The following is an 18,778-nucleotide window of genomic DNA, read 5'->3' on the forward strand; positions in this document are numbered from 1 at the left end:
GCGAAAAGCCGCAGCCGACAGTTACGCGCCTTGGAACACAAGGCGCGCAAGCTGGGCATGCAGTTGGTGATGGCTGGATAATTTTTAGAGCAAAAACAATGGGTTATTTTTTGTTTGATAAGAGCTGGCTTGCCAGCGAAGAGGGCATCACGATCTGTAATTATCTTGGCTGACACACCGCCTTCGCTGGCAAGCCAGCTCCTACAGGAGGCGTCTTGAAGCATTCCAAGCGTGTGGCCGTTTGCCGCACTTTTGCCTGTCAGCCCCCGCGCTTGGTTATACTCCCTGCGATCCGCCTGGAGCGCTCATCAGGAGAGCTCATGCTCGCCCCCGTTCAAATCACTTCTGCCACTCGCCAGAACCTCTGGCGGCTGACGTTCATCCGCACCTTGGTGCTGGCCGCACAGGCCGGCTCCGTGGGCCTGGCCTACTGGCTCGAATTGTTGCCGCTGCCCTGGTTTCAACTGGCTGCGACCCTCGGTTGTTCGATGCTGTTGTGCCTGTTCACGGCGATTCGCCTGCGTACCTCGTGGCCGGTAACCGAGCTCGAATACGCCGTGCAACTGGCCTGCGACCTGTTTATCCACAGCGCCTTGCTGTATTTCTCCGGTGGCTCGACCAACCCCTTCGTCTCCTATTACCTGGTGCCGCTGACCATTGCCGCGGTGACGTTGCCATGGCGTTATTCGGTGGTCCTGTCGGGTATCGCGCTGACGATGTACACGCTGTTGCTGGCGCAGTTCTACCCACTGCAAACCTTCCCGATCGCTCGGGAAAACCTGCAGGTGTACGGGATGTGGTTGAGCTTCGCCCTTGCCGCCGCCGTGATCACGTTCTTCGCCGCGCGCATGGCCGAAGAGCTGCGCCGTCAGGAAGAGCTGCGCGCCATTCGTCGCGAAGAAGGCCTGCGCGATCAACAACTGCTGGCCGTCGCCACCCAGGCCGCCGGTGCGGCCCATGAACTGGGCACGCCGCTGGCGACCATGAGTGTGCTACTCAAGGAAATGCGTCAGGACCACCATGACCCGATGTTGCAGGATGACCTGAGCGTGCTGCAGGATCAGGTCAAGTTGTGTAAAGAGACCTTGCAGCATCTGGTGCGCGCCGCCGAGGCCAATCGCCGGTTGGCGGTGGAGATGCAGGACGTCACCGATTGGCTTGATGAAGCCCTTAATCGCTGGCACCTGATGCGCCCGGAAGCCAGTTATCGCTTCCAGCGCCTCGGCCAGGGTCCGGTCCCACGCATGGCGCCGCCGCCAGACCTGACCCAGGCTTTGCTGAATCTGTTGAACAACGCCGCCGATGCCTGCCCCGAAGGGCTGCAAGTGACGCTGGACTGGGATTGGGAAAACCTCACCATCAGCATTCGTGATCATGGTGCCGGTGTGCCGCTGGCCATCGCCGAGCAAATCGGTAAACCGTTTTTTACCACCAAGGGCAAAGGCTTCGGCCTGGGCCTGTTTTTGAGCAAGGCCAGCGTGACACGCGCCGGCGGCTCAGTGAAACTCTACAGCCATGAGGAAGGCGGCACGCTCACCGAGCTGCGCCTGCCCCGTGTCGCCCGAGGAGACGAACATGAGTGAAGAGATCCAAGTCGAAGGCGAAGAACTGCCGCATTTGCTGCTGGTCGATGACGACGCCACGTTCACCCGCGTCATGGCCCGCGCCATGGCCCGCCGCGGTTTTCGTGTCAGCACTGCCGGTTCCGCCGAAGAAGGCCTGGAGCTGGCCAAGGCCGACCTGCTGGATTACGCCGCTCTGGACCTGAAGATGGACGGCGATTCCGGCCTGGTGCTGCTGCCCAAATTGCTGGAAATGGACCCGGAAATGCGCGTGGTGATCCTCACCGGCTATTCGAGCATTGCCACCGCCGTCGAGGCGATCAAGCGCGGTGCCTGCAACTACCTGTGCAAGCCGGCGGACGCCGACGACGTGCTGGCGGCGCTGCTGTCCGAACACGCTGACCTCGACAGCCTGGTGCCGGAAAACCCGATGTCCGTGGACCGCCTGCAGTGGGAGCACATCCAGCGCGTGCTGACCGAGCACGAAGGCAACATCTCGGCCACCGCCCGTGCCCTGGGCATGCACCGCCGCACCCTGCAGCGCAAACTGCAGAAGCGTCCCGTTCGCCGCTGAACCTGAGCTGAACGAATGCGGGCCATATCTCGCGACAAATCGAACCGATCATCTATGATCGGTTCGTTTGTGTTCTTTTCTCTATCGAGCCTTATCCATGAATCAGAACGCTGAGTACTCCGCGGTCAACGACGCCGTGCGCGGGCAGTTTTTTCGCAAAGTGTGGGCGATGATCACGCCTTACTGGCGCAGTGAAGAGAAGGTCAAGGCCTGGACACTGCTGATCGCGGTGATTGCATTGTCGCTGATCAGCGTGGGGATCTCGGTGTGGTTCAACACCTGGTACAAGGATTTCTACAACGCCCTGCAAAAGAAGGACGAAGCGGCGTTCTGGCAACTGATCCTGTACTTCTGCGCGATTGCGGCGGTGGCGATCGTCGGTGCGGTGTATCGGCTCTACCTGACGCAGATGCTGACGATCCGCTGGCGGGCATGGCTCACCGAAAAGCATTTCGCCCGCTGGTTGGGTGATAAAAACTACTACCAGCTGGAGCAGGGCGGTTACACCGATAACCCGGACCAGCGGATTTCCGAAGACCTCAACAACTTCACCTCCAACACCCTTGAGTTGGGGATCGGGTTGCTGCGCAATATCGTCAGCCTGGTGTCGTTCTCGATCATTCTGTGGGGCGTGTCGGGCAGCATTGAAGTATTCGGCATCACCATTCCCGGCTACATGTTCTGGTGTGTCCTGGTTTACGCCGTGGTGGGCAGTTGGTTGACGCATTTGATCGGTCGTCGCCTGATCGGCCTGAATAACCAACAACAACGCTTCGAAGCCGACCTGCGTTTCTCCATGGTGCGGATTCGCGAGAATGCTGAAAGCATCGCGTTGTACAACGGCGAACCGAACGAAAATCGTCGGTTGAGCAGTCGCTTCGGGATGGTCTGGCATAACTTCTGGGACATCATGAAAGTGTCCAAGCGCCTGACGTTCTTCACCGCCGGTTACAGCCAGGCCGCCATCATTTTCCCTTTCATGGTTGCTGCGCCGCGTTACCTCTCCGGAAAGATCGAACTGGGCGAGCTGATGCAAATCAGCTCGGCATTCGGCAATGTGCAGGAGAGTTTCAGCTGGTTCATCAGCGCGTACCAGAGCCTCGCTTCCTGGCGCGCCACCTGCGATCGTCTGCTGAGCTTCCACCAGGCCATGCGTGACAACGAAGAGCGTGCGCCGGCCATCGACGTACAGAATTCGGGCTCGGTGCTGAAGGTGCACAACCTCGGCCTCGACCTGGCTGAAGGTCGTCACCTGCTGACCAACGCCGACATGACCGTGGAGGAGGGCGACCGTGTGATGCTCAGCGGTCGTTCCGGCAGCGGCAAGTCGACCCTGCTGCGGGCGATGGGCCATCTGTGGCCGGCCGGCCACGGCAGTATTCGCCTGCCAGCGGCGCGTTACCTGTTCCTGCCGCAAAAACCGTATTTGCCGATTGGCACCCTGCGTGATGTTCTCAGTTATCCACAGGCTGGCGATATCTATCCGAACGAACGCTACGTGCAGGTCCTGGAAACCTGTCGCTTGCCGCACCTGATTGCCCGTCTCGACGAAGCCAACCACTGGCAGCGCATGTTGTCGCCGGGTGAGCAGCAGCGCCTGGCCTTTGCCCGTGCGCTGCTTTATGCACCGCAATGGCTGTACATGGACGAAGCGACTTCGGCGATGGACGAAGAGGACGAGGCCACGCTGTATCAGGCGCTGATCGACGAGTTGCCGGGGCTGAGCATTGTCAGCGTCGGCCATCGCAGCAGCTTGAAGCGCTTCCACCCACGGCACATTCGTATCGAGAATGGCCATCTTGTGGACCAGGCCGTAACCGCCTGAACACCCCGATTCCTTGTAGGAGCGAGCTTGCTCGCGATGGAGGCTAACGATAACGCGTGCATTCTGAATAAACGCGGTGCGTTCAAGTCCATCGTCGGATCGCCGCCCGGAGCAAGCTCGCTCCTACAAGGTCAAGGTGATCGTACAACCGCGTTGCGCTATGATGTGCTTTCAGCAGCCGAACTTTTCGAGACAGATGTTCACCATGGAAAACCTGAACGACGCACCACGCCTCCCACGCAAGCGCCGCAGCCTCGCTCAGGAACTGGTGACGGTGCTGTCCGAGCAGATCCGCGACGGTCATCTCAAGCGTGGCGACAAGTTGCCCACCGAGTCGGCCATCATGGATGCCCATGGCGTCAGCCGCACCGTGGTGCGCGAAGCGATTTCCCGTTTGCAGGCGGCAGGGCAGGTGGAAACCCGCCACGGTATCGGCACCTTCGTGCTCGACACGCCGAGCCCGAGCGGTTTCCGTATCGACCCGGCGACCGTGGTGACCTTGCGCGATGTGCTGGCGATCCTGGAGCTGCGCATCAGCCTGGAAGTGGAGTCCGCCGGGCTGGCGGCGCAACGTCGCACTCCGGAACAACTGGCCAACATGCGCGCCGCCCTCGATGCGTTGAACGAAAGCGCCGCTCATGCCAGTGATGCCGTGGCGTCGGACTTCGCCTTCCACCTCGAAATCGCGCTGTCCACCGGCAACCGCTACTTCACCGACATCATGACCCATCTGGGCACCAGCATCATTCCGCGCACACGGCTGAATTCCGCGCGCCTGGCCCATGATGACCAGCAGCACTACATGAGTCGCCTGAGCCGTGAGCACGAGGAAATCTACGACGCCATTGCCCGTCAGGATTCCGATGCGGCCCGGGCCGCCATGCGTTTGCACCTGACCAACAGCCGTGAGCGGTTGCGTCATGCGCATGAAGAGGCTGAGGCGCAGCGGGGCTAAGCGTTCTGTTTCAGCGATTCATAGTCTGATATTCCGTCTTCGTCGGAGCGCCGCCCGGAGCCGGCTCGCTCCCACAGTTGATCGTGGATATTCCCGGGTCCTGGATTCGCTCCCGATCCAGTGTGGGAGCGAGCCTGCTCGCGAAGGGGCCACCCGCCACTCCACAAACCTTTTCTCGGCCCAGAAAACTGGCCTCACTCCAGTTATTCCTGTCCCTATCTTCCGACAACGTATCTCCTGAGCGCCTATTTTTCGAGGTGTGATCGTCCCTGTTCTCCCTTCCATGGAAGCCCTGTAAAACAAGGGTTAAACGCATTTTTGTCGAACAATTTTCACCCACGGCGATGAAATGCAGTTGACGGTTGTATTTTAAGTTGTACGATGACCTACAACTTCAGCGCGGGCTGAACGGTTTTCTCACACAACGTCGCTATCCAGGGTGTTCGAATAATGAATCCACAAGAACTGAAGTCCATCCTCTCTGCCGGTCTGCTGTCTTTCCCGGTTACCGATTTCAATGCTCAGGGCGACTTCAATCGCGCGGGTTACATCAAGCGTCTCGAATGGCTGGCCCCATACGGCGCCTCGGCGCTGTTCGCTGCGGGCGGCACCGGTGAGTTCTTTTCTCTGGCGGCCAGCGAATATTCGGAAATCATCAAGACCGCCGTCGACACCTGCGCCACCAGCGTGCCGATTCTGGCCGGCGTGGGCGGTTCGACCCGTCAAGCCATCGAATACGCTCAGGAAGCCGAGCGTCTGGGCGCCAAAGGTCTGTTGCTGCTGCCGCACTACCTGACCGAAGCCAGCCAGGACGGCGTTGCCGACCACGTTGAAGCGGTGTGCAAATCGGTCAACATCGGCGTGGTGGTCTACAACCGTAACGTCTGCCGCCTGACCGCGCCGCTGCTGGAACGTCTGGCCGAGCGCTGCCCGAACCTGATCGGCTACAAGGATGGCCTGGGTGATATCGAGTTGATGGTGTCGATCCGTCGCCGCCTCGGTGATCGCTTCAGCTACCTGGGTGGCTTGCCGACCGCCGAAGTCTACGCCGCCGCCTACAAGGCCCTGGGCGTACCGGTCTACTCCTCGGCGGTGTTCAACTTCATCCCGAAAACCGCGATGGACTTCTACCACGCGATCGCTCGTGAAGATCACGCCACCGTCGGCAAGATCATCGACGACTTCTTCCTGCCGTACCTGGACATCCGTAACCGCAAGGCCGGTTATGCCGTGAGCATCGTCAAGGCCGGGGCAAAAATTGCCGGCTACGACGCAGGTCCTGTGCGCGCACCGCTGACCGATCTGACTGGGGAAGAGTACGAAATGCTCGCCGCGCTGATCGACAAGCAGGGCGCCCAGTAACACCCGATAAAACCAGGGCCGCTGAGCAATCGGCGGCTTTTTGCGTGAGGTCTTTTTATCAAGGGGCAGTCCAGTGACTGATTCAAAGCGTTTCGATAACTACATCAACGGCGAGTGGGTTGCCGGCGGCGACTATTCGACCAACATCAACCCGTCCGAACTGACCGACGCCATCGGCGACTACGCCAAGGCTGATCTGGCTCAGGTCCACGCCGCCATCGACGCCGCCCGTGCCGCGTTCCCGGCCTGGTCCACATCCGGCATTCAGGCGCGTCATGATTCCCTGGACAAAGTCGGTACCGAGATCCTCGCCCGCCGCGAAGAGCTCGGCACCCTGCTGGCCCGGGAAGAGGGCAAGACCCTGCCTGAAGCCATCGGTGAAGTGACCCGCGCCGGCAACATCTTCAAGTTCTTCGCCGGTGAATGCCTGCGCCTGTCCGGCGACTACCTGCCGTCGGTGCGTCCGGGCGTCAACGTTGAGGTCACTCGCGAAGCCCTGGGCGTGGTCGGTCTGATCACCCCGTGGAACTTCCCGATTGCTATCCCTGCATGGAAAATCGCTCCGGCCCTGGCCTATGGCAACTGCGTCGTGCTCAAGCCGGCGGACCTGGTTCCGGGTTGCGCCTGGGCCCTGGCCGAAATCATCTCCCGCGCAGGCTTCCCGGCCGGTGTGTTCAACCTGGTGATGGGCAGCGGTCGCGTGGTGGGCGATGCACTGGTCAACAGCCCGAAAGTCGATGGCATCAGCTTCACCGGTTCCGTGGGCGTGGGTCGTCAGATCGCCGTCAGCTGCGTATCGCGCCAGGCCAAGGTTCAGCTGGAAATGGGTGGCAAGAACCCGCAGATCATTCTCGACGACGCCGACCTCAAGCAAGCGGTCGAATTGTCGGTACAGAGCGCGTTCTACTCCACCGGCCAGCGTTGCACCGCTTCCAGCCGCTTTATCGTCACCGCCGGCATCCACGACCAGTTCGTCGAAGCCATGGCCGAGCGCATGAAGTCGATCAAGGTCGGTCACGCCTTGAAAGCCGGTACCGATATCGGTCCGGTGGTTTCCCAGGCTCAGCTTGAACAGGACATGAAGTACATCGACATCGGCCAGTCCGAAGGTGCGCGTCTGGTCAGCGGCGGTGGTCTGGTGACGTGCGACACCGAGGGCTACTTCCTCGCGCCAACCCTGTTTGCCGACAGCGAAGCCTCGATGCGTATCAGCCAGGAAGAGATCTTCGGCCCGGTGGCCAACATCGTCCGTGTCGCCGATTACGAAGCAGCCTTGGCCATGGCCAACGACACCGAGTTCGGGCTGTCGGCGGGCATTGCCACCACGTCCTTGAAGTACGCCAACCACTTCAAACGCCACTCCCAGGCCGGGATGGTGATGGTCAACCTGCCGACCGCCGGTGTGGATTACCACGTTCCGTTCGGTGGGCGTAAAGGTTCATCCTATGGATCACGTGAGCAAGGTCGCTATGCGCAAGAGTTTTACACCGTTGTGAAGACTGCCTACATCGGTTCGTAACGCACCACCCTCCTGTAGGAGCGAGCCCTGCTCGCGATGGTCTTGAGGTCGCGACGGTAAACCTGATGCCCCGCGTCATCGTTGACCACCATCGCGAGCAGGCTCGCTCCTACAAGGAAACACCAAAGATTCACCCGCGCATAAAAATAATCAGTGGGAGTACATCTACATGCAATCGACCCAAAAGCCGACTCACGTCCGCTATTTGATCCTGCTCATGCTGTTTCTGGTGACCACGATCAACTACGCCGACCGGGCTACCATCGCAATCGCCGGCTCCAGCCTGCAGAAAGACCTGGGCATTGATGCCGTTACCCTCGGCTACATCTTCTCCGCATTCGGTTGGGCCTACGTGGCCGGGCAAATCCCCGGTGGCTGGCTGCTGGACCGTTTCGGTTCGAAAAAAATCTACGCGTTGAGTATCTTCACCTGGTCGCTGTTCACCGTGCTGCAGGGTTATGTCGGCGAGTTCGGCATGTCCACGGCAGTGGTTGCGCTGTTCATGCTGCGCTTCCTGGTGGGCCTGGCTGAAGCGCCATCCTTCCCCGGTAACGCACGTATCGTAGCGGCCTGGTTCCCGACCGCTGAGCGCGGCACTGCCTCGGCGATCTTCAACTCGGCGCAGTACTTTGCCACTGTGTTGTTCGCGCCGCTGATGGGCTGGATCGTCTACAGCTTCGGCTGGCAGCACGTGTTCATCGTCATGGGCGTGATCGGCATCATCTTCTCCGGGATCTGGCTGAAGGTTATCCACAGCCCGCGTCAGCACCCGATGATCAATGATGCCGAGTTCAAGCACATCGCCGACAACGGCGGTATGGTCGACATGGATCAGGACAAGGGCAAAGGCAAGAAGACCGATGGTCCGAAGTGGGACTATATCCGGCAGTTGCTGACCAACCGCATGATGCTCGGCGTATACCTGGGCCAATACTGCATCAACGGCATCACCTACTTCTTCCTGACCTGGTTCCCGGTGTACCTGGTGCAGGAACGCGGCATGACCATTCTCAAGGCCGGTTTCATTGCGTCCTTGCCGGCGATCTGCGGCTTCATCGGTGGTGTATTGGGCGGGGTGATTTCCGATTACCTGCTGCGCAAAGGCCATTCCCTGACCTTCGCCCGCAAGGCGCCGATCATTGCCGGCCTGCTGGTTTCCAGCAGCATCGTCGCCTGCAACTACGTGGATGTTGAATGGATGGTGGTCGGTTTCATGGCCCTGGCATTCTTCGGCAAAGGCGTGGGCGCTCTGGGCTGGGCGGTGGTGTCCGACACCTCGCCGAAGCAGATCGCCGGCCTGAGCGGTGGCCTGTTCAACACCTTTGGTAACCTCGCTTCCATCACCACCCCGATCGTCATCGGCTACATCATCAGCTCCACCGGTTCGTTCAAGTGGGCACTGGTGTTTGTCGGCTGCAACGCTTTGGTCGCAGTGTTCAGCTATCTGGTCATCGTGGGCCCGATCAAGCGCGTGGTACTCAAAGAGCCGCCCGCGAACGGTACTGAAGCCCCTGGCAAATTGTCTCAAGCGCATTCCTGAGGAGCGGCGTCATGCAGTTGATTGAACATTCCGACTCGCCGCGCTACATCCGCCTGCACGAGCGGGATAACGTGGTCATCGTGGTCAATGATCAGGGCGTACCGGCCGGTACCGAATTTTCGGACGGCCTGGTCACCCTGGACTTCGTGCCGCAGAGCCACAAGGTCACTCTGGAAGACATTCCCGAAGGTGGCCAGGTGATTCGTTACGGCCAGGTCATTGGCTACGCCTTGCAGCCGATTCCCCGCGGTAGCTGGGTCAAGGAAGATCAACTGCGCATGCCAACCGCGCCACCGCTGGATAGCCTGCCGCTGTCCACCGATGTGCCGGCCGCGCAGGCACCGCTGGAAGGTTTCACCTTCGAGGGTTATCGCAATGCCGACGGCACCGTTGGCACGCGCAACATTCTCGGCATCACCACCACCGTGCAATGCGTGACCGGCGTGCTCGATCATGCGGTCAAGCGTATCAAGGCCGAGTTGCTGCCCAAGTACCCGCACGTCGATGACGTGGTGGCGCTGACCCACAGTTACGGCTGTGGCGTGGCCATCACCGCCACCGACGCCTACATCCCGATTCGTACCGTACGCAACCTGGCACGTAACCCGAATCTGGGCGGCGAAGCCTTGGTCATCAGCCTGGGTTGCGAGAAGTTGCAGGCCGGGCAGGTGATGCACGAGAACGACAGTTCGGTGGATCTCAGCGAGCCGTGGTTGTATCGGCTACAGGATTCCAGCCACGGCTTCACCGAGATGATCGAGCAGATCATGGAGCTGGCCGAGACGCGCTTGAAGAGGCTCGATCAGCGCCGTCGGGAAACCGTGCCGGCGTCCGAGCTGATTCTTGGCATGCAATGCGGCGGCAGTGATGCGTTCTCCGGTATCACCGCCAACCCGGCGCTCGGTTATGCCTCGGACCTGCTGCTACGGGCCGGTGCGACGGTAATGTTTTCCGAAGTCACTGAAGTGCGCGATGCCATTTATCTGCTGACCTCCCGCGCGGAAAACCAGGACGTCGCCCAGGAACTGGTGCGGGAAATGGACTGGTACGACCGCTACCTGGCAAAGGGCGAGGCAGATCGTAGCGCCAACACCACGCCGGGCAACAAGAAGGGCGGGTTGTCGAACATTGTCGAGAAGTCCCTGGGCTCGATCGTCAAGTCCGGCAGCAGCGCTATCAATGGCGTGCTTGGCCCAGGCGAGCGTTTCAAGCGAAAGGGCCTGATCTTCTGCGCGACCCCGGCCAGCGACTTTGTCTGTGGGACCTTGCAGCTGGCGGCGGGGATGAACCTGCATGTATTCACCACCGGTCGTGGTACGCCTTACGGTTTGGCCATGGCCCCGGTCGTCAAGGTCTCGACCCGGACGGAACTGGCGCAACGCTGGCCGGACCTGATCGACATCGACGCCGGGCGTATTGCCACCGGCCGCGCATCGATCGAGGAACTGGGCTGGGAGCTGTTCCATTACTACCTGGATGTGGCGAGCGGCAAGAAACAGACGTGGGCCGAGCAGCACAAGCTGCATAACGACATCACCCTGTTCAACCCGGCGCCGATTACCTGAGACTGTGGCGAGGGAGCTTGCTCCCGCTGGACTGCGTAGCAGTCCCATTTTTTGGGGCCGCTTCGCGACCCAGCGGGAGCAAGCTCCCTCGCCACATGTGTTTCATTGCCTGTTCAAGGGGCGATCTAGCAGGCGCCGAAGTCTTCAGTGGCTTATCATTAGCCACCTAACGACGCCCACCAAGGTTACCCCCGGCATGCTGGCAATTTTCCTCGAAACCCTGAATATCACCGCGCCGGTGTTTGCCATGCTGTTTCTGGGGGTGCTGCTCAAACGCATCGACTGGATCAACGACAACTTCATCCACACGGCGTCGGCACTGGTGTTCAACGTCACCATGCCGGCGTTGCTGTTTCTGGGCATCCTGCATGCCGACCTGCACGCGGCATTGCAGCCGGCGCTGCTGATCTATTTCTCCGTGGCGACGCTTTTGTGTTTTGCCATTGCCTGGGGCTGGGCGATCTGGAAGTGCCCGCGGGAAGATCGCGGGATCTACACCCAGGGCGCCTTTCGCGGTAACAACGGGGTCATCGGCCTGGCGCTGGCAGCCAGCATGTACGGCGACTACGGGATTTCCCTCGGGGCGATTCTCGCGGCGCTGGTGATCCTGTTTTACAACACCCTCTCGACCATCGTGCTGGCGGTCTACAGTCCGGTGATCAAGTCCGATCCTTGGAGCATCTGCAAAAGCGTGTTCAGCAATCCGCTGATCATCAGCGTGATTGCGGCGGCGCCGTTCGCCTGGTTCAAGATCGGCTTGCCCGGCTGGCTGGAGACCTCCGGCCAGTATCTGGCGCAAACCACGCTGCCGCTGGCGCTGATCTGCATTGGCGGCACGCTGTCGCTGGCGGCACTGCGCAAAAGCGGCCACATGGCGCTGAGTTCAAGCCTGTTGAAGATGATCGGCCTGCCGGTGCTGGCGACGCTGGGGGCATGGCTGTGGGGCTTTCGTGGGGCGGAACTGGGGATTCTGTTCCTGTACTTCGGCAGCCCGACTGCCGCTGCCAGTTTCGTCATGGCCCGGGCGGCGGACGGCAATCACGAGTTGGCGGCGGCAATTATCGTGATCACTACGCTGATGGCGGCTGTCACCACCAACATCGGGATCTTCTTCTTGCAGTGGGGCGGGTGGATTTAAAGGCAAAGGTCAAAAGATCGCAGCCTGCGGCAGCTCCTACAGGAAAACGTAATCCTATGTAGGAGCTGCCGCAGGCTGCGATCTTTTCAAAGCAATAAAATTATTCCGGCTTCTGGTAACTGTCGATCACTTCCTGCGCCGCCCGAAACGCATCGATCGCCGCCGGCACACCGGCATACACCGCGCAATGCAGCAGCGCCTCGCGAATTTCTTCCACGGTGCAGCCGTTGTTCAGCGCACCGCGCACGTGACCTTTCAATTCCTGCGGGCATTTGAGTGCGGTCAGGGCCGCGAGGGTGATCAGGCTGCGGGTTTTCAGCGGCAGACCTTCGCGATTCCATACCCCGCCCCAGGCGTGTTCATTGACGAAATCCTGCAGCGGCTGGGTGAATTCGGTGGCGTTGCCCAGTGCGATGTCGACGAAGGCGTCGCCCATCACTTGGCGGCGGACTTCAACGCCGGGTTTTTGATTCTCGGTCATGGGACTTCCCTCTTATGGTGTTGGCGACGCCAGGCGCGTAGCGACGTGAACAGCAAAAACGCCACCAACGCCGGCAGGACGAAAAACAGCATCAAGTGTTCCAGCTTGCCGGCCAGTGGCATGCCGGTGGTGAACGACACCACGTGCAGTCCATAGGCCAGGTACAAACCCAGAAACAGCAGGCCTTCGGCGCGGGTCACCCGGTAGCCGGAGTAAAACACCGGCAGGCACAGCGCCGCGACGCCGAGCATCACCGGCAGGTCGAAATCCAGGGCGTTGGGCGACACCGACAGCGGCGACGGCGCCACCAGTGCGGTAAAGCCGAGCACGCCCAGGAGGTTGAACAGGTTGCTGCCGATCACGTTGCCCACGGCAATCTCGCGCTCGCCGCGCATTGCGGCGATCAACGAAGTGGCGAGCTCAGGCAGTGATGTGCTGACAGCGACGATGGTCAGGCCGATGATCCGCTCCGACAACCCCAAATCGGTGGCGACCGCAACCGCTGCACCCAGTAACAAGTGCCCGGCGTACACCAGCATCGCCAGTCCGGCGACGATCATCAGCAGGCTGCTCAGCCATGGCGCTTGCGGGTGGTGGTCATGGCTCGATACCGGCCGTGCCGAGTGCCGTGACTGGCGCAGCAACAAGCCCAGGTAAATCGCCAGAGCCGCAATCAGCATCACGCCGTCGGCCCGGGTCAGTTCTTCATTCCAGGCGAGTACGAACACCAACAGGCTGGCGCCGATCATCAACGGAATATCCAGACGCACCAGTTGTCGGGAAACCCTCAACGGAATGATCAGCGCGGACAACCCGAGGGTGACAAGGATGTTGAAAATGCTGCTGCCGATCACGCTGCCGACCGCGATGTCGGCGTTGTGCGCCAGGGTGGCTTGCAGGCTGACTGCCATCTGCGGGGCGCTGCTGCCGAGGGCGACGATGGTCAGGCCGATGATCAGCGGGCGTATGTGCAACCTTGCGGCAATGCGTACGGCGGCGCGCACCATCAATTCGGCGCCGACAATCAGCAGGAGCAATCCGCTGAGCAATTCGATCACGCTGATCAGGGGTAAATCGGCTAATCCGAAAATGGTCGGGGCTCCATCGGTCAGTCGTCGAGGGCCTGGACGCGAACCCGTGCGGTGCCGCTTTTAAGCATGCCCAGGCGCGCGGCGGCTTCGTGGGACAGGTCGATCAGACGGCCACGGGTGTGCGGTCCGCGATCATTGATGCGCACCACGCAGGATTTGTCGTTATTCAGATTGGTCACCTTCACCCGTGTACCGAAGGGTAGCTGGCGATGGGCGGCGGTCATGGAATTCTTGTCGAAACGCTCGCCGTTGGCGGTGCGTTTGCCTTGGTGTTTGGCGCCGTAATACGAAGCCACGCCGGTTTTGTCGTAGCCGTGTGGATCAACGGTGTCGGTGCTGGCGCAACCGGCCAGGAGCGAGAGGAGGGCGCAGGCGCCGAATAGACGTTTCATTTCAAAGGCTCCCAAAATAGTTGTGGCGAGGGAGCTTGTCGGATCGCCGCCCGTCCCGCTCGGCCGCGAAGCGGTCGCAAAATCAGCCAATGCATTCTTGTAGAAAAAATGCGGTTACCGATTTGGGTCTGCTTCGCAGACCAGCGGGAGCAAGCTCCCTCGCCACAGGACGCGGAGCCAGTAAAAATTGCTGGCTCCATCCTGATCAGCCTTCGAGCTTGCTTTTCAGCAATTCGTTCACTTGTTGCGGGTTGGCCTTGCCTTTGGAGGCTTTCATGGCCTGGCCGACGAAGAAGCCGAACATCTTGCCGCGCTTGGCTTCGTCTGCCGCACGGTATTGCTCGACCTGCTCGGCGTTGGCCGCGAGCATTTCGTCCAGCACCGCCGAGATGGCGCCGGTGTCGGTCACTTGCTTGAGGCCGCGCTTGTCGATGATCTCGTCCGCGCTGCCTTCGCCGTTGGCCATTGCTTCAAACACCACCTTGGCGATCTTGCCGGAGATGGTGTTGTCCTTGATGCGCAGCAGCATGCCGCCCAGTTGCTCGGCCGAAACCGGCGACTGGTCGATGTCCAGGCCTTGCTTGTTGAGCAGGCTGCCCAACTCGACCATCACCCAGTTCGCCGCCAGTTTGGCGTCGCCGCTGATGCTCGCGACTTGTTCGAAGTAGTCGGCTTGCTCACGGCTGGTGGCCAGGACGCTGGCGTCGTAGATCGACAGACCGAATTGCTCCTGGAAGCGCTCGCGCTTCTGTGGTGGCAGTTCCGGCAGGGTGGCGCGCACGTCGTCGAGGAACGAGTTCTCGATGACTACCGGCAGCAGGTCCGGATCGGGGAAGTAACGGTAGTCGTTGGCTTCCTCTTTGCTGCGCATCGGACGGGTTTCGTCCTTGTTCGGATCGTACAGGCGGGTCTGCTGGATCACTTTTCCGCCGTCTTCGATCAGCTCGATCTGACGCTGGATCTCGGAGTTGATCGCCTTCTCGATGAAACGGAACGAGTTGACGTTCTTGATCTCGCAGCGGGTGCCGAATTCAACCTGGCCTTTCGGACGGATCGACACGTTGCAGTCGCAACGCAGCGAGCCTTCGGCCATGTTGCCGTCGCAGATTCCGAGGTAACGCACCAGCGCGTGAACTGCCTTGACGTAAGCCACGGCTTCCTTGGCGCTGCGCATGTCCGGCTCGGAGACGATTTCCAGCAACGGCGTACCGGCACGGTTCAGGTCGATGCCGCTGGCGCCGCTGAACTCTTCGTGCAGGCTCTTGCCGGCGTCTTCTTCCAGATGCGCGCGGGTGATGCCGACACGTTTGACCGTGCCGTCTTCGAGGGCGATGTCCAGGTGGCCCTTGCCGACGATCGGCAATTCCATCTGGCTGATCTGGTAGCCCTTGGGCAGGTCCGGGTAGAAATAGTTTTTACGGGCGAACACGTTGTGCTGGCCGATCTCTGCGTCAATTGCCAGACCGAACATCACCGCCATGCGCACCGCTTCCTGGTTCAGCACCGGCAGTACGCCGGGCATGCCGAGGTCAACCAGGCTGGCCTGGGTGTTCGGCTCGGAACCGAAGGTGGTGGAACTACCGGAAAAGATTTTCGACCGGGTGGTGAGCTGGGTGTGAATCTCCAGCCCGATCACGACTTCCCATTGCATGTGTGTCTCCTCAGAAGCCGGTTGGGGTGCGGGTGTGCCAGTCAGTGTTCAGCTGGTACTGATGGGCAACATTTAGCAAGCGGCCTTCCTGGAAATACGGGGCGAGCAATTGCACGCCAACCGGCAGACCATCGACAAAACCTGCTGGCATGGACAAGCCAGGCAGACCCGCGAGGTTGGCGGTGATGGTGTAGACGTCTTCCAGGTACGCAGCGACCGGGTCGCTGTTCTTGGCGCCGAGCTTCCAGGCCGGGTTCGGCGTGGTTGGGCCGAGGATGATGTCGACCTCATTGAAGGCCGCCATGAAGTCGTTCTTGATCAAGCGACGAATCTTCTGCGCCTTCAGGTAGTAGGCGTCGTAGTAACCGGCGGACAGCGCATAGGCGCCAACCATGATCCGGCGCTGAACTTCCGGCCCGAAGCCTTCGCCACGGGAGCGCTTGTACAGGTCTTCGAGGTTTTTCGGGTCTTCGCAGCGATAGCCGAAACGCACGCCGTCAAAACGCGACAGGTTGGAAGAGGCTTCCGCCGGGGCGATCACGTAGTACGCAGGAATCGCGTGCTGCATGTTCGGCAGGCTGATTTCCTTGACCACGGCGCCGAGCTTTTTCAGCTCTTCAACGCTGGCCATGACCAGGTCGGCGATGCGTGGGTCGAGACCGGCGCTGAAATACTCTTTAGGTACGCCGATGCGCAGGCCTTGCAGCGAGCCGTTGAGACTGGCGCTGTAGTCCGGCACGGGTTCATCGATGCTGGTGGAGTCGTTCGGATCGAAGCCGGCCATGCCCTGCAGCAAGATCGCGCAGTCTTCGGCGGTGCGGGCCAATGGACCGCCCTGATCGAGACTGGACGCGTAAGCGATCATGCCCCAGCGCGAAACGCGACCGTACGTGGGTTTCAGACCGGTGAGGTTGGTCAGGGCCGCCGGCTGACGAATCGAACCGCCAGTGTCGGTGCCGGTCGCCGCAGGCAGCAGACGAGCGGCAACCGCAGCAGCCGAACCGCCGGACGAGCCGCCCGGAACGTATTCCAGGTTCCACGGGTTTTTCACCGCGCCGTAGTAACTCGACTCGTTGGCCGACCCCATGGCGAATTCGTCCATGTTGGTCTTGCCCAGGGTCACGGCCCCGGCAGCGGCCAGTTTGGCGACGACAGTGGCGTCGTACGGTGCCTTGAAGTTGTCGAGCATCTTCGAGCCGCAGCTGGTGCGAATGCCCTGGGTGCAAAACAGGTCCTTGTGGGCGATCGGCGCGCCGAGCAGGGCGCCGCTCTCACCATTGGCCCGACGAGCGTCAGCGGCTTTCGCCTGCGTCAGCGCCAGGTCCTCGGTGAGGCTGATGAAACTGTTGAGCTGTGGATCGAGCTGGGCGATGCGCGCCAGCAGGACTTTGGTCAGCTCTTCGGAGGAAAACTTTTTATCGGCGAGTCCGCGGGCGATCTCGGCCAGAGTCAATTGATGCATTGCAGGCTCTTTCCCTTTAGTCGATGACTTTCGGAACCAGGTACAGGCCGTTTTCGACCGCTGGTGCGATGGACTGGTAGGCCTCGCGGTTATTGGTCTCGGTCACGACGTCTGCACGCAGGCGCTGGCTGGCTTCCAGTGGGTGAGCCAGCGGTTCGATACCGTCGGTATTGACCGCCTGCATTTCGTCGACCAGCCCGAGAATGCTGTTGAGGGCCGAAGTGATGTGTGGAAGATCGGCATCATTGAGGCCAAGGCAGGCCAGATGAGCGATTTTTTCCACGTCGGAGCGTTCAAGCGCCATTGGGATTCTCCAGTGGAAAACAAAACGGACCGCGTCCGTGTGTTAGATTGTCGGAACACTACCGCACTTCTACGGTCATAAGGCCGCGATTGTGGGGCTTGGTGCACAGAAAAGCGGCCAATTTAACATATTGGCGCCTTGCCCAAAATCCCTGTCGTTGTTAGAGTTTGCCGCACTTTTTTACCCACGCGTTGCCTAGGGTCCTTTCCCCATGTTCAAGAAACTGCGTGGCATGTTTTCCAGCGATCTTTCCATTGACCTGGGCACTGCCAACACCCTTATTTACGTGCGCGAGCGCGGTATCGTCCTGAATGAGCCCTCCGTTGTGGCCATTCGGACACACGGTAACCAGAAAAGTGTCGTTGCTGTCGGCACCGAGGCCAAGCGCATGCTCGGCCGTACGCCGGGCAACATTGCTGCCATTCGTCCGATGAAGGACGGCGTGATCGCCGACTTCAGCGTGTGCGAAAAAATGCTGCAGTACTTTATCAACAAAGTTCACGAAAACAGCTTCCTGCAGCCCAGTCCTCGCGTGTTGATCTGCGTTCCATGCAAATCCACCCAGGTTGAGCGTCGTGCCATCCGTGAATCGGCCCTTGGCGCCGGTGCCCGTGAAGTGTTCCTGATCGAGGAGCCGATGGCCGCTGCGATCGGTGCCGGCCTGCCGGTTGAAGAAGCTCGCGGTTCGATGGTCGTGGATATCGGTGGCGGTACCACTGAAATCGCGCTGATCTCCCTGAACGGCGTGGTTTACGCCGAATCCGTACGCGTTGGCGGCGACCGTTTCGACGAAGCGATCATCACCTACGTACGTCGTAACTACGGCAGCCTGATCGGCGAATCCACCGCCGAGCGCATCAAGCAGGAAATCGGTACTGCCTACCCGGGCGGCGAAGTTCGCGAAGTCGATGTTCGTGGCCGTAACCTGGCCGAAGGCGTTCCGCGCGCATTCACCCTGAACTCCAACGAAGTGCTGGAAGCTCTGCAAGAGTCCCTGGCGACCATCGTTCAGGCCGTGAAAAGCGCCCTTGAGCAATCGCCTCCGGAACTGGCTTCCGACATCGCCGAGCGTGGCCTGGTATTGACCGGTGGTGGCGCCTTGCTGCGTGACCTGGACAAATTGCTGGCCCAGGAAACCGGTCTGCCGGTGATCGTTGCCGAAGACCCGCTGACCTGCGTTGCTCGCGGCGGTGGCCGTGCATTGGAAATGATGGATAAACACACCATGGACCTGCTTTCCAGCGAATAAGTCGCCGGATTGCCTCTATGCTGTTGAGCGCGCAGGCGGCACTTTGCGGTGCTGCCTGTTCGCGTTTATCTTCTGTCAGTCTGCATCCAGGCCGGATTGCTGCCACAT

Annotated in this window: 16 protein-coding genes; 10 read left to right on the forward strand and 6 right to left on the reverse strand. The window is 60.5% G+C overall.

What is annotated here, in order from left to right; all coding sequences use genetic code 11:
* Positions 1–320: 320 nt before the first annotated feature.
* The 9 genes from KGA83_RS27870 to KGA83_RS27910 all read left to right on the forward strand — a co-directional run bounded on the left by KGA83_RS27870 (position 321) and on the right by KGA83_RS27910 (position 12,040).
* Positions 321–1,583, forward strand: a complete 1,263-nt coding sequence (locus tag KGA83_RS27870) for an ATP-binding protein (RefSeq protein WP_108218180.1) — start codon at positions 321–323, stop codon at positions 1,581–1,583.
* Positions 1,576–2,136 (forward strand): response regulator transcription factor, encoded by a 561-nt coding sequence (locus tag KGA83_RS27875; protein ID WP_223531382.1) that lies wholly within the window; start codon positions 1,576–1,578, stop codon positions 2,134–2,136. Before KGA83_RS27870 ends, KGA83_RS27875 begins: the two co-directional genes overlap by 8 nt.
* A 97-nt stretch (positions 2,137–2,233) precedes the next feature.
* Positions 2,234–3,961: an ABC transporter ATP-binding protein/permease gene (locus KGA83_RS27880; RefSeq protein ID WP_223531383.1), complete on the forward strand. Its 1,728-nt coding sequence runs from the start codon at positions 2,234–2,236 to the stop codon at positions 3,959–3,961.
* Between the two features lie 205 nt (positions 3,962–4,166).
* Positions 4,167–4,916: a FadR/GntR family transcriptional regulator gene (locus KGA83_RS27885; RefSeq protein ID WP_223531384.1), complete on the forward strand. Its 750-nt coding sequence runs from the start codon at positions 4,167–4,169 to the stop codon at positions 4,914–4,916.
* Positions 4,917–5,366: 450 nt separating this feature from the next.
* Positions 5,367–6,278 (forward strand): 5-dehydro-4-deoxyglucarate dehydratase, encoded by a 912-nt coding sequence (kdgD, locus tag KGA83_RS27890; protein ID WP_223531385.1) that lies wholly within the window; start codon positions 5,367–5,369, stop codon positions 6,276–6,278.
* A gap of 73 nt (positions 6,279–6,351) precedes the next feature.
* Positions 6,352–7,797, forward strand: a complete 1,446-nt coding sequence (locus KGA83_RS27895) for an aldehyde dehydrogenase family protein (RefSeq protein ID WP_223531386.1) — start codon at positions 6,352–6,354, stop codon at positions 7,795–7,797.
* 169 nt (positions 7,798–7,966) lie between these two features.
* Positions 7,967–9,337 carry an MFS transporter gene (locus KGA83_RS27900; RefSeq protein ID WP_108218184.1) on the forward strand — a complete coding sequence of 457 codons (1,371 nt, stop codon included), beginning with the start codon at positions 7,967–7,969 and terminating at the stop codon, positions 9,335–9,337.
* A gap of 11 nt (positions 9,338–9,348) precedes the next feature.
* Positions 9,349–10,902, forward strand: a complete 1,554-nt coding sequence (gene garD, locus KGA83_RS27905) for a galactarate dehydratase (protein WP_108218185.1) — start codon at positions 9,349–9,351, stop codon at positions 10,900–10,902.
* Positions 10,903–11,098: 196 nt separating this feature from the next.
* On the forward strand, positions 11,099–12,040 hold the full coding sequence (locus KGA83_RS27910; RefSeq protein ID WP_108218186.1) for an AEC family transporter: 942 nt from the start codon (positions 11,099–11,101) through the stop codon (positions 12,038–12,040).
* 100 nt (positions 12,041–12,140) lie between these two features.
* On the opposite strand, the gene KGA83_RS27915 is transcribed toward KGA83_RS27910, so the two are convergent.
* The 6 genes from KGA83_RS27915 to gatC form a co-directional block, all read right to left on the reverse strand.
* A complete protein-coding gene (locus KGA83_RS27915; protein WP_108218187.1) occupies positions 12,141–12,521 on the reverse strand; it encodes a carboxymuconolactone decarboxylase family protein in 381 nt (126 codons plus the stop codon).
* Entirely contained in the window at positions 12,518–13,579 is a 1,062-nt protein-coding gene (locus KGA83_RS27920) for a calcium/sodium antiporter (RefSeq protein WP_108218188.1), read from the reverse strand. Before KGA83_RS27920 ends, KGA83_RS27915 begins: the two co-directional genes overlap by 4 nt.
* A gap of 50 nt (positions 13,580–13,629) precedes the next feature.
* Positions 13,630–14,004: a septal ring lytic transglycosylase RlpA family protein gene (locus KGA83_RS27925; protein ID WP_108218189.1), complete on the reverse strand. Its 375-nt coding sequence runs from the start codon at positions 14,002–14,004 to the stop codon at positions 13,630–13,632.
* A gap of 205 nt (positions 14,005–14,209) precedes the next feature.
* Positions 14,210–15,655, reverse strand: coding sequence for an Asp-tRNA(Asn)/Glu-tRNA(Gln) amidotransferase subunit GatB (gene gatB / locus KGA83_RS27930; protein ID WP_108218190.1), 1,446 nt, complete (start codon positions 15,653–15,655; stop codon positions 14,210–14,212).
* 10 nt (positions 15,656–15,665) lie between these two features.
* The gene (gene gatA / locus KGA83_RS27935; RefSeq protein WP_108218191.1) at positions 15,666–17,117 is read right to left on the reverse strand and encodes an Asp-tRNA(Asn)/Glu-tRNA(Gln) amidotransferase subunit GatA; all 1,452 of its coding nucleotides are present in this window, start codon (positions 17,115–17,117) and stop codon (positions 15,666–15,668) included.
* Positions 17,118–17,133: 16 nt separating this feature from the next.
* Entirely contained in the window at positions 17,134–17,421 is a 288-nt protein-coding gene (gene gatC / locus KGA83_RS27940; protein ID WP_007976465.1) for an Asp-tRNA(Asn)/Glu-tRNA(Gln) amidotransferase subunit GatC, read from the reverse strand.
* Positions 17,422–17,632: 211 nt separating this feature from the next.
* Between gatC and mreB the strand changes: the two genes are divergently transcribed.
* Positions 17,633–18,670: a rod shape-determining protein MreB gene (mreB, locus tag KGA83_RS27945; protein ID WP_002555108.1), complete on the forward strand. Its 1,038-nt coding sequence runs from the start codon at positions 17,633–17,635 to the stop codon at positions 18,668–18,670.
* Positions 18,671–18,778: the final 108 nt, after the last annotated feature.

Source organism: Pseudomonas sp. GL-R-19 (assembly GCF_019956375.1).
Lineage (GTDB): Bacteria > Pseudomonadota > Gammaproteobacteria > Pseudomonadales > Pseudomonadaceae > Aquipseudomonas.

Bases quoted from the DNA above. Each gene is read 5' to 3' on its own strand.
- garD (WP_108218185.1), top strand. From the start codon at position 9,349: ATGCAGTTGATTGAACATTCCGACTCGCCGCGCTACATCCGCCTGCAC.
- KGA83_RS27875 (WP_223531382.1), top strand. From the start codon at position 1,576: ATGAGTGAAGAGATCCAAGTCGAAGGCGAAGAACTGCCGCATTTGCTG.
- gatB (WP_108218190.1), bottom strand. From the start codon at position 15,655: ATGCAATGGGAAGTCGTGATCGGGCTGGAGATTCACACCCAGCTCACC.
- KGA83_RS27880 (WP_223531383.1), top strand. From the start codon at position 2,234: ATGAATCAGAACGCTGAGTACTCCGCGGTCAACGACGCCGTGCGCGGG.
- gatA (WP_108218191.1), bottom strand. From the start codon at position 17,117: ATGCATCAATTGACTCTGGCCGAGATCGCCCGCGGACTCGCCGATAAA.
- KGA83_RS27900 (WP_108218184.1), top strand. From the start codon at position 7,967: ATGCAATCGACCCAAAAGCCGACTCACGTCCGCTATTTGATCCTGCTC.
- KGA83_RS27925 (WP_108218189.1), bottom strand. From the start codon at position 14,004: ATGAAACGTCTATTCGGCGCCTGCGCCCTCCTCTCGCTCCTGGCCGGT.
- gatC (WP_007976465.1), bottom strand. From the start codon at position 17,421: ATGGCGCTTGAACGCTCCGACGTGGAAAAAATCGCTCATCTGGCCTGC.
- mreB (WP_002555108.1), top strand. From the start codon at position 17,633: ATGTTCAAGAAACTGCGTGGCATGTTTTCCAGCGATCTTTCCATTGAC.
- KGA83_RS27885 (WP_223531384.1), top strand. From the start codon at position 4,167: ATGGAAAACCTGAACGACGCACCACGCCTCCCACGCAAGCGCCGCAGC.
- KGA83_RS27870 (WP_108218180.1), top strand. From the start codon at position 321: ATGCTCGCCCCCGTTCAAATCACTTCTGCCACTCGCCAGAACCTCTGG.
- KGA83_RS27915 (WP_108218187.1), bottom strand. From the start codon at position 12,521: ATGACCGAGAATCAAAAACCCGGCGTTGAAGTCCGCCGCCAAGTGATG.
- kdgD (WP_223531385.1), top strand. From the start codon at position 5,367: ATGAATCCACAAGAACTGAAGTCCATCCTCTCTGCCGGTCTGCTGTCT.
- KGA83_RS27910 (WP_108218186.1), top strand. From the start codon at position 11,099: ATGCTGGCAATTTTCCTCGAAACCCTGAATATCACCGCGCCGGTGTTT.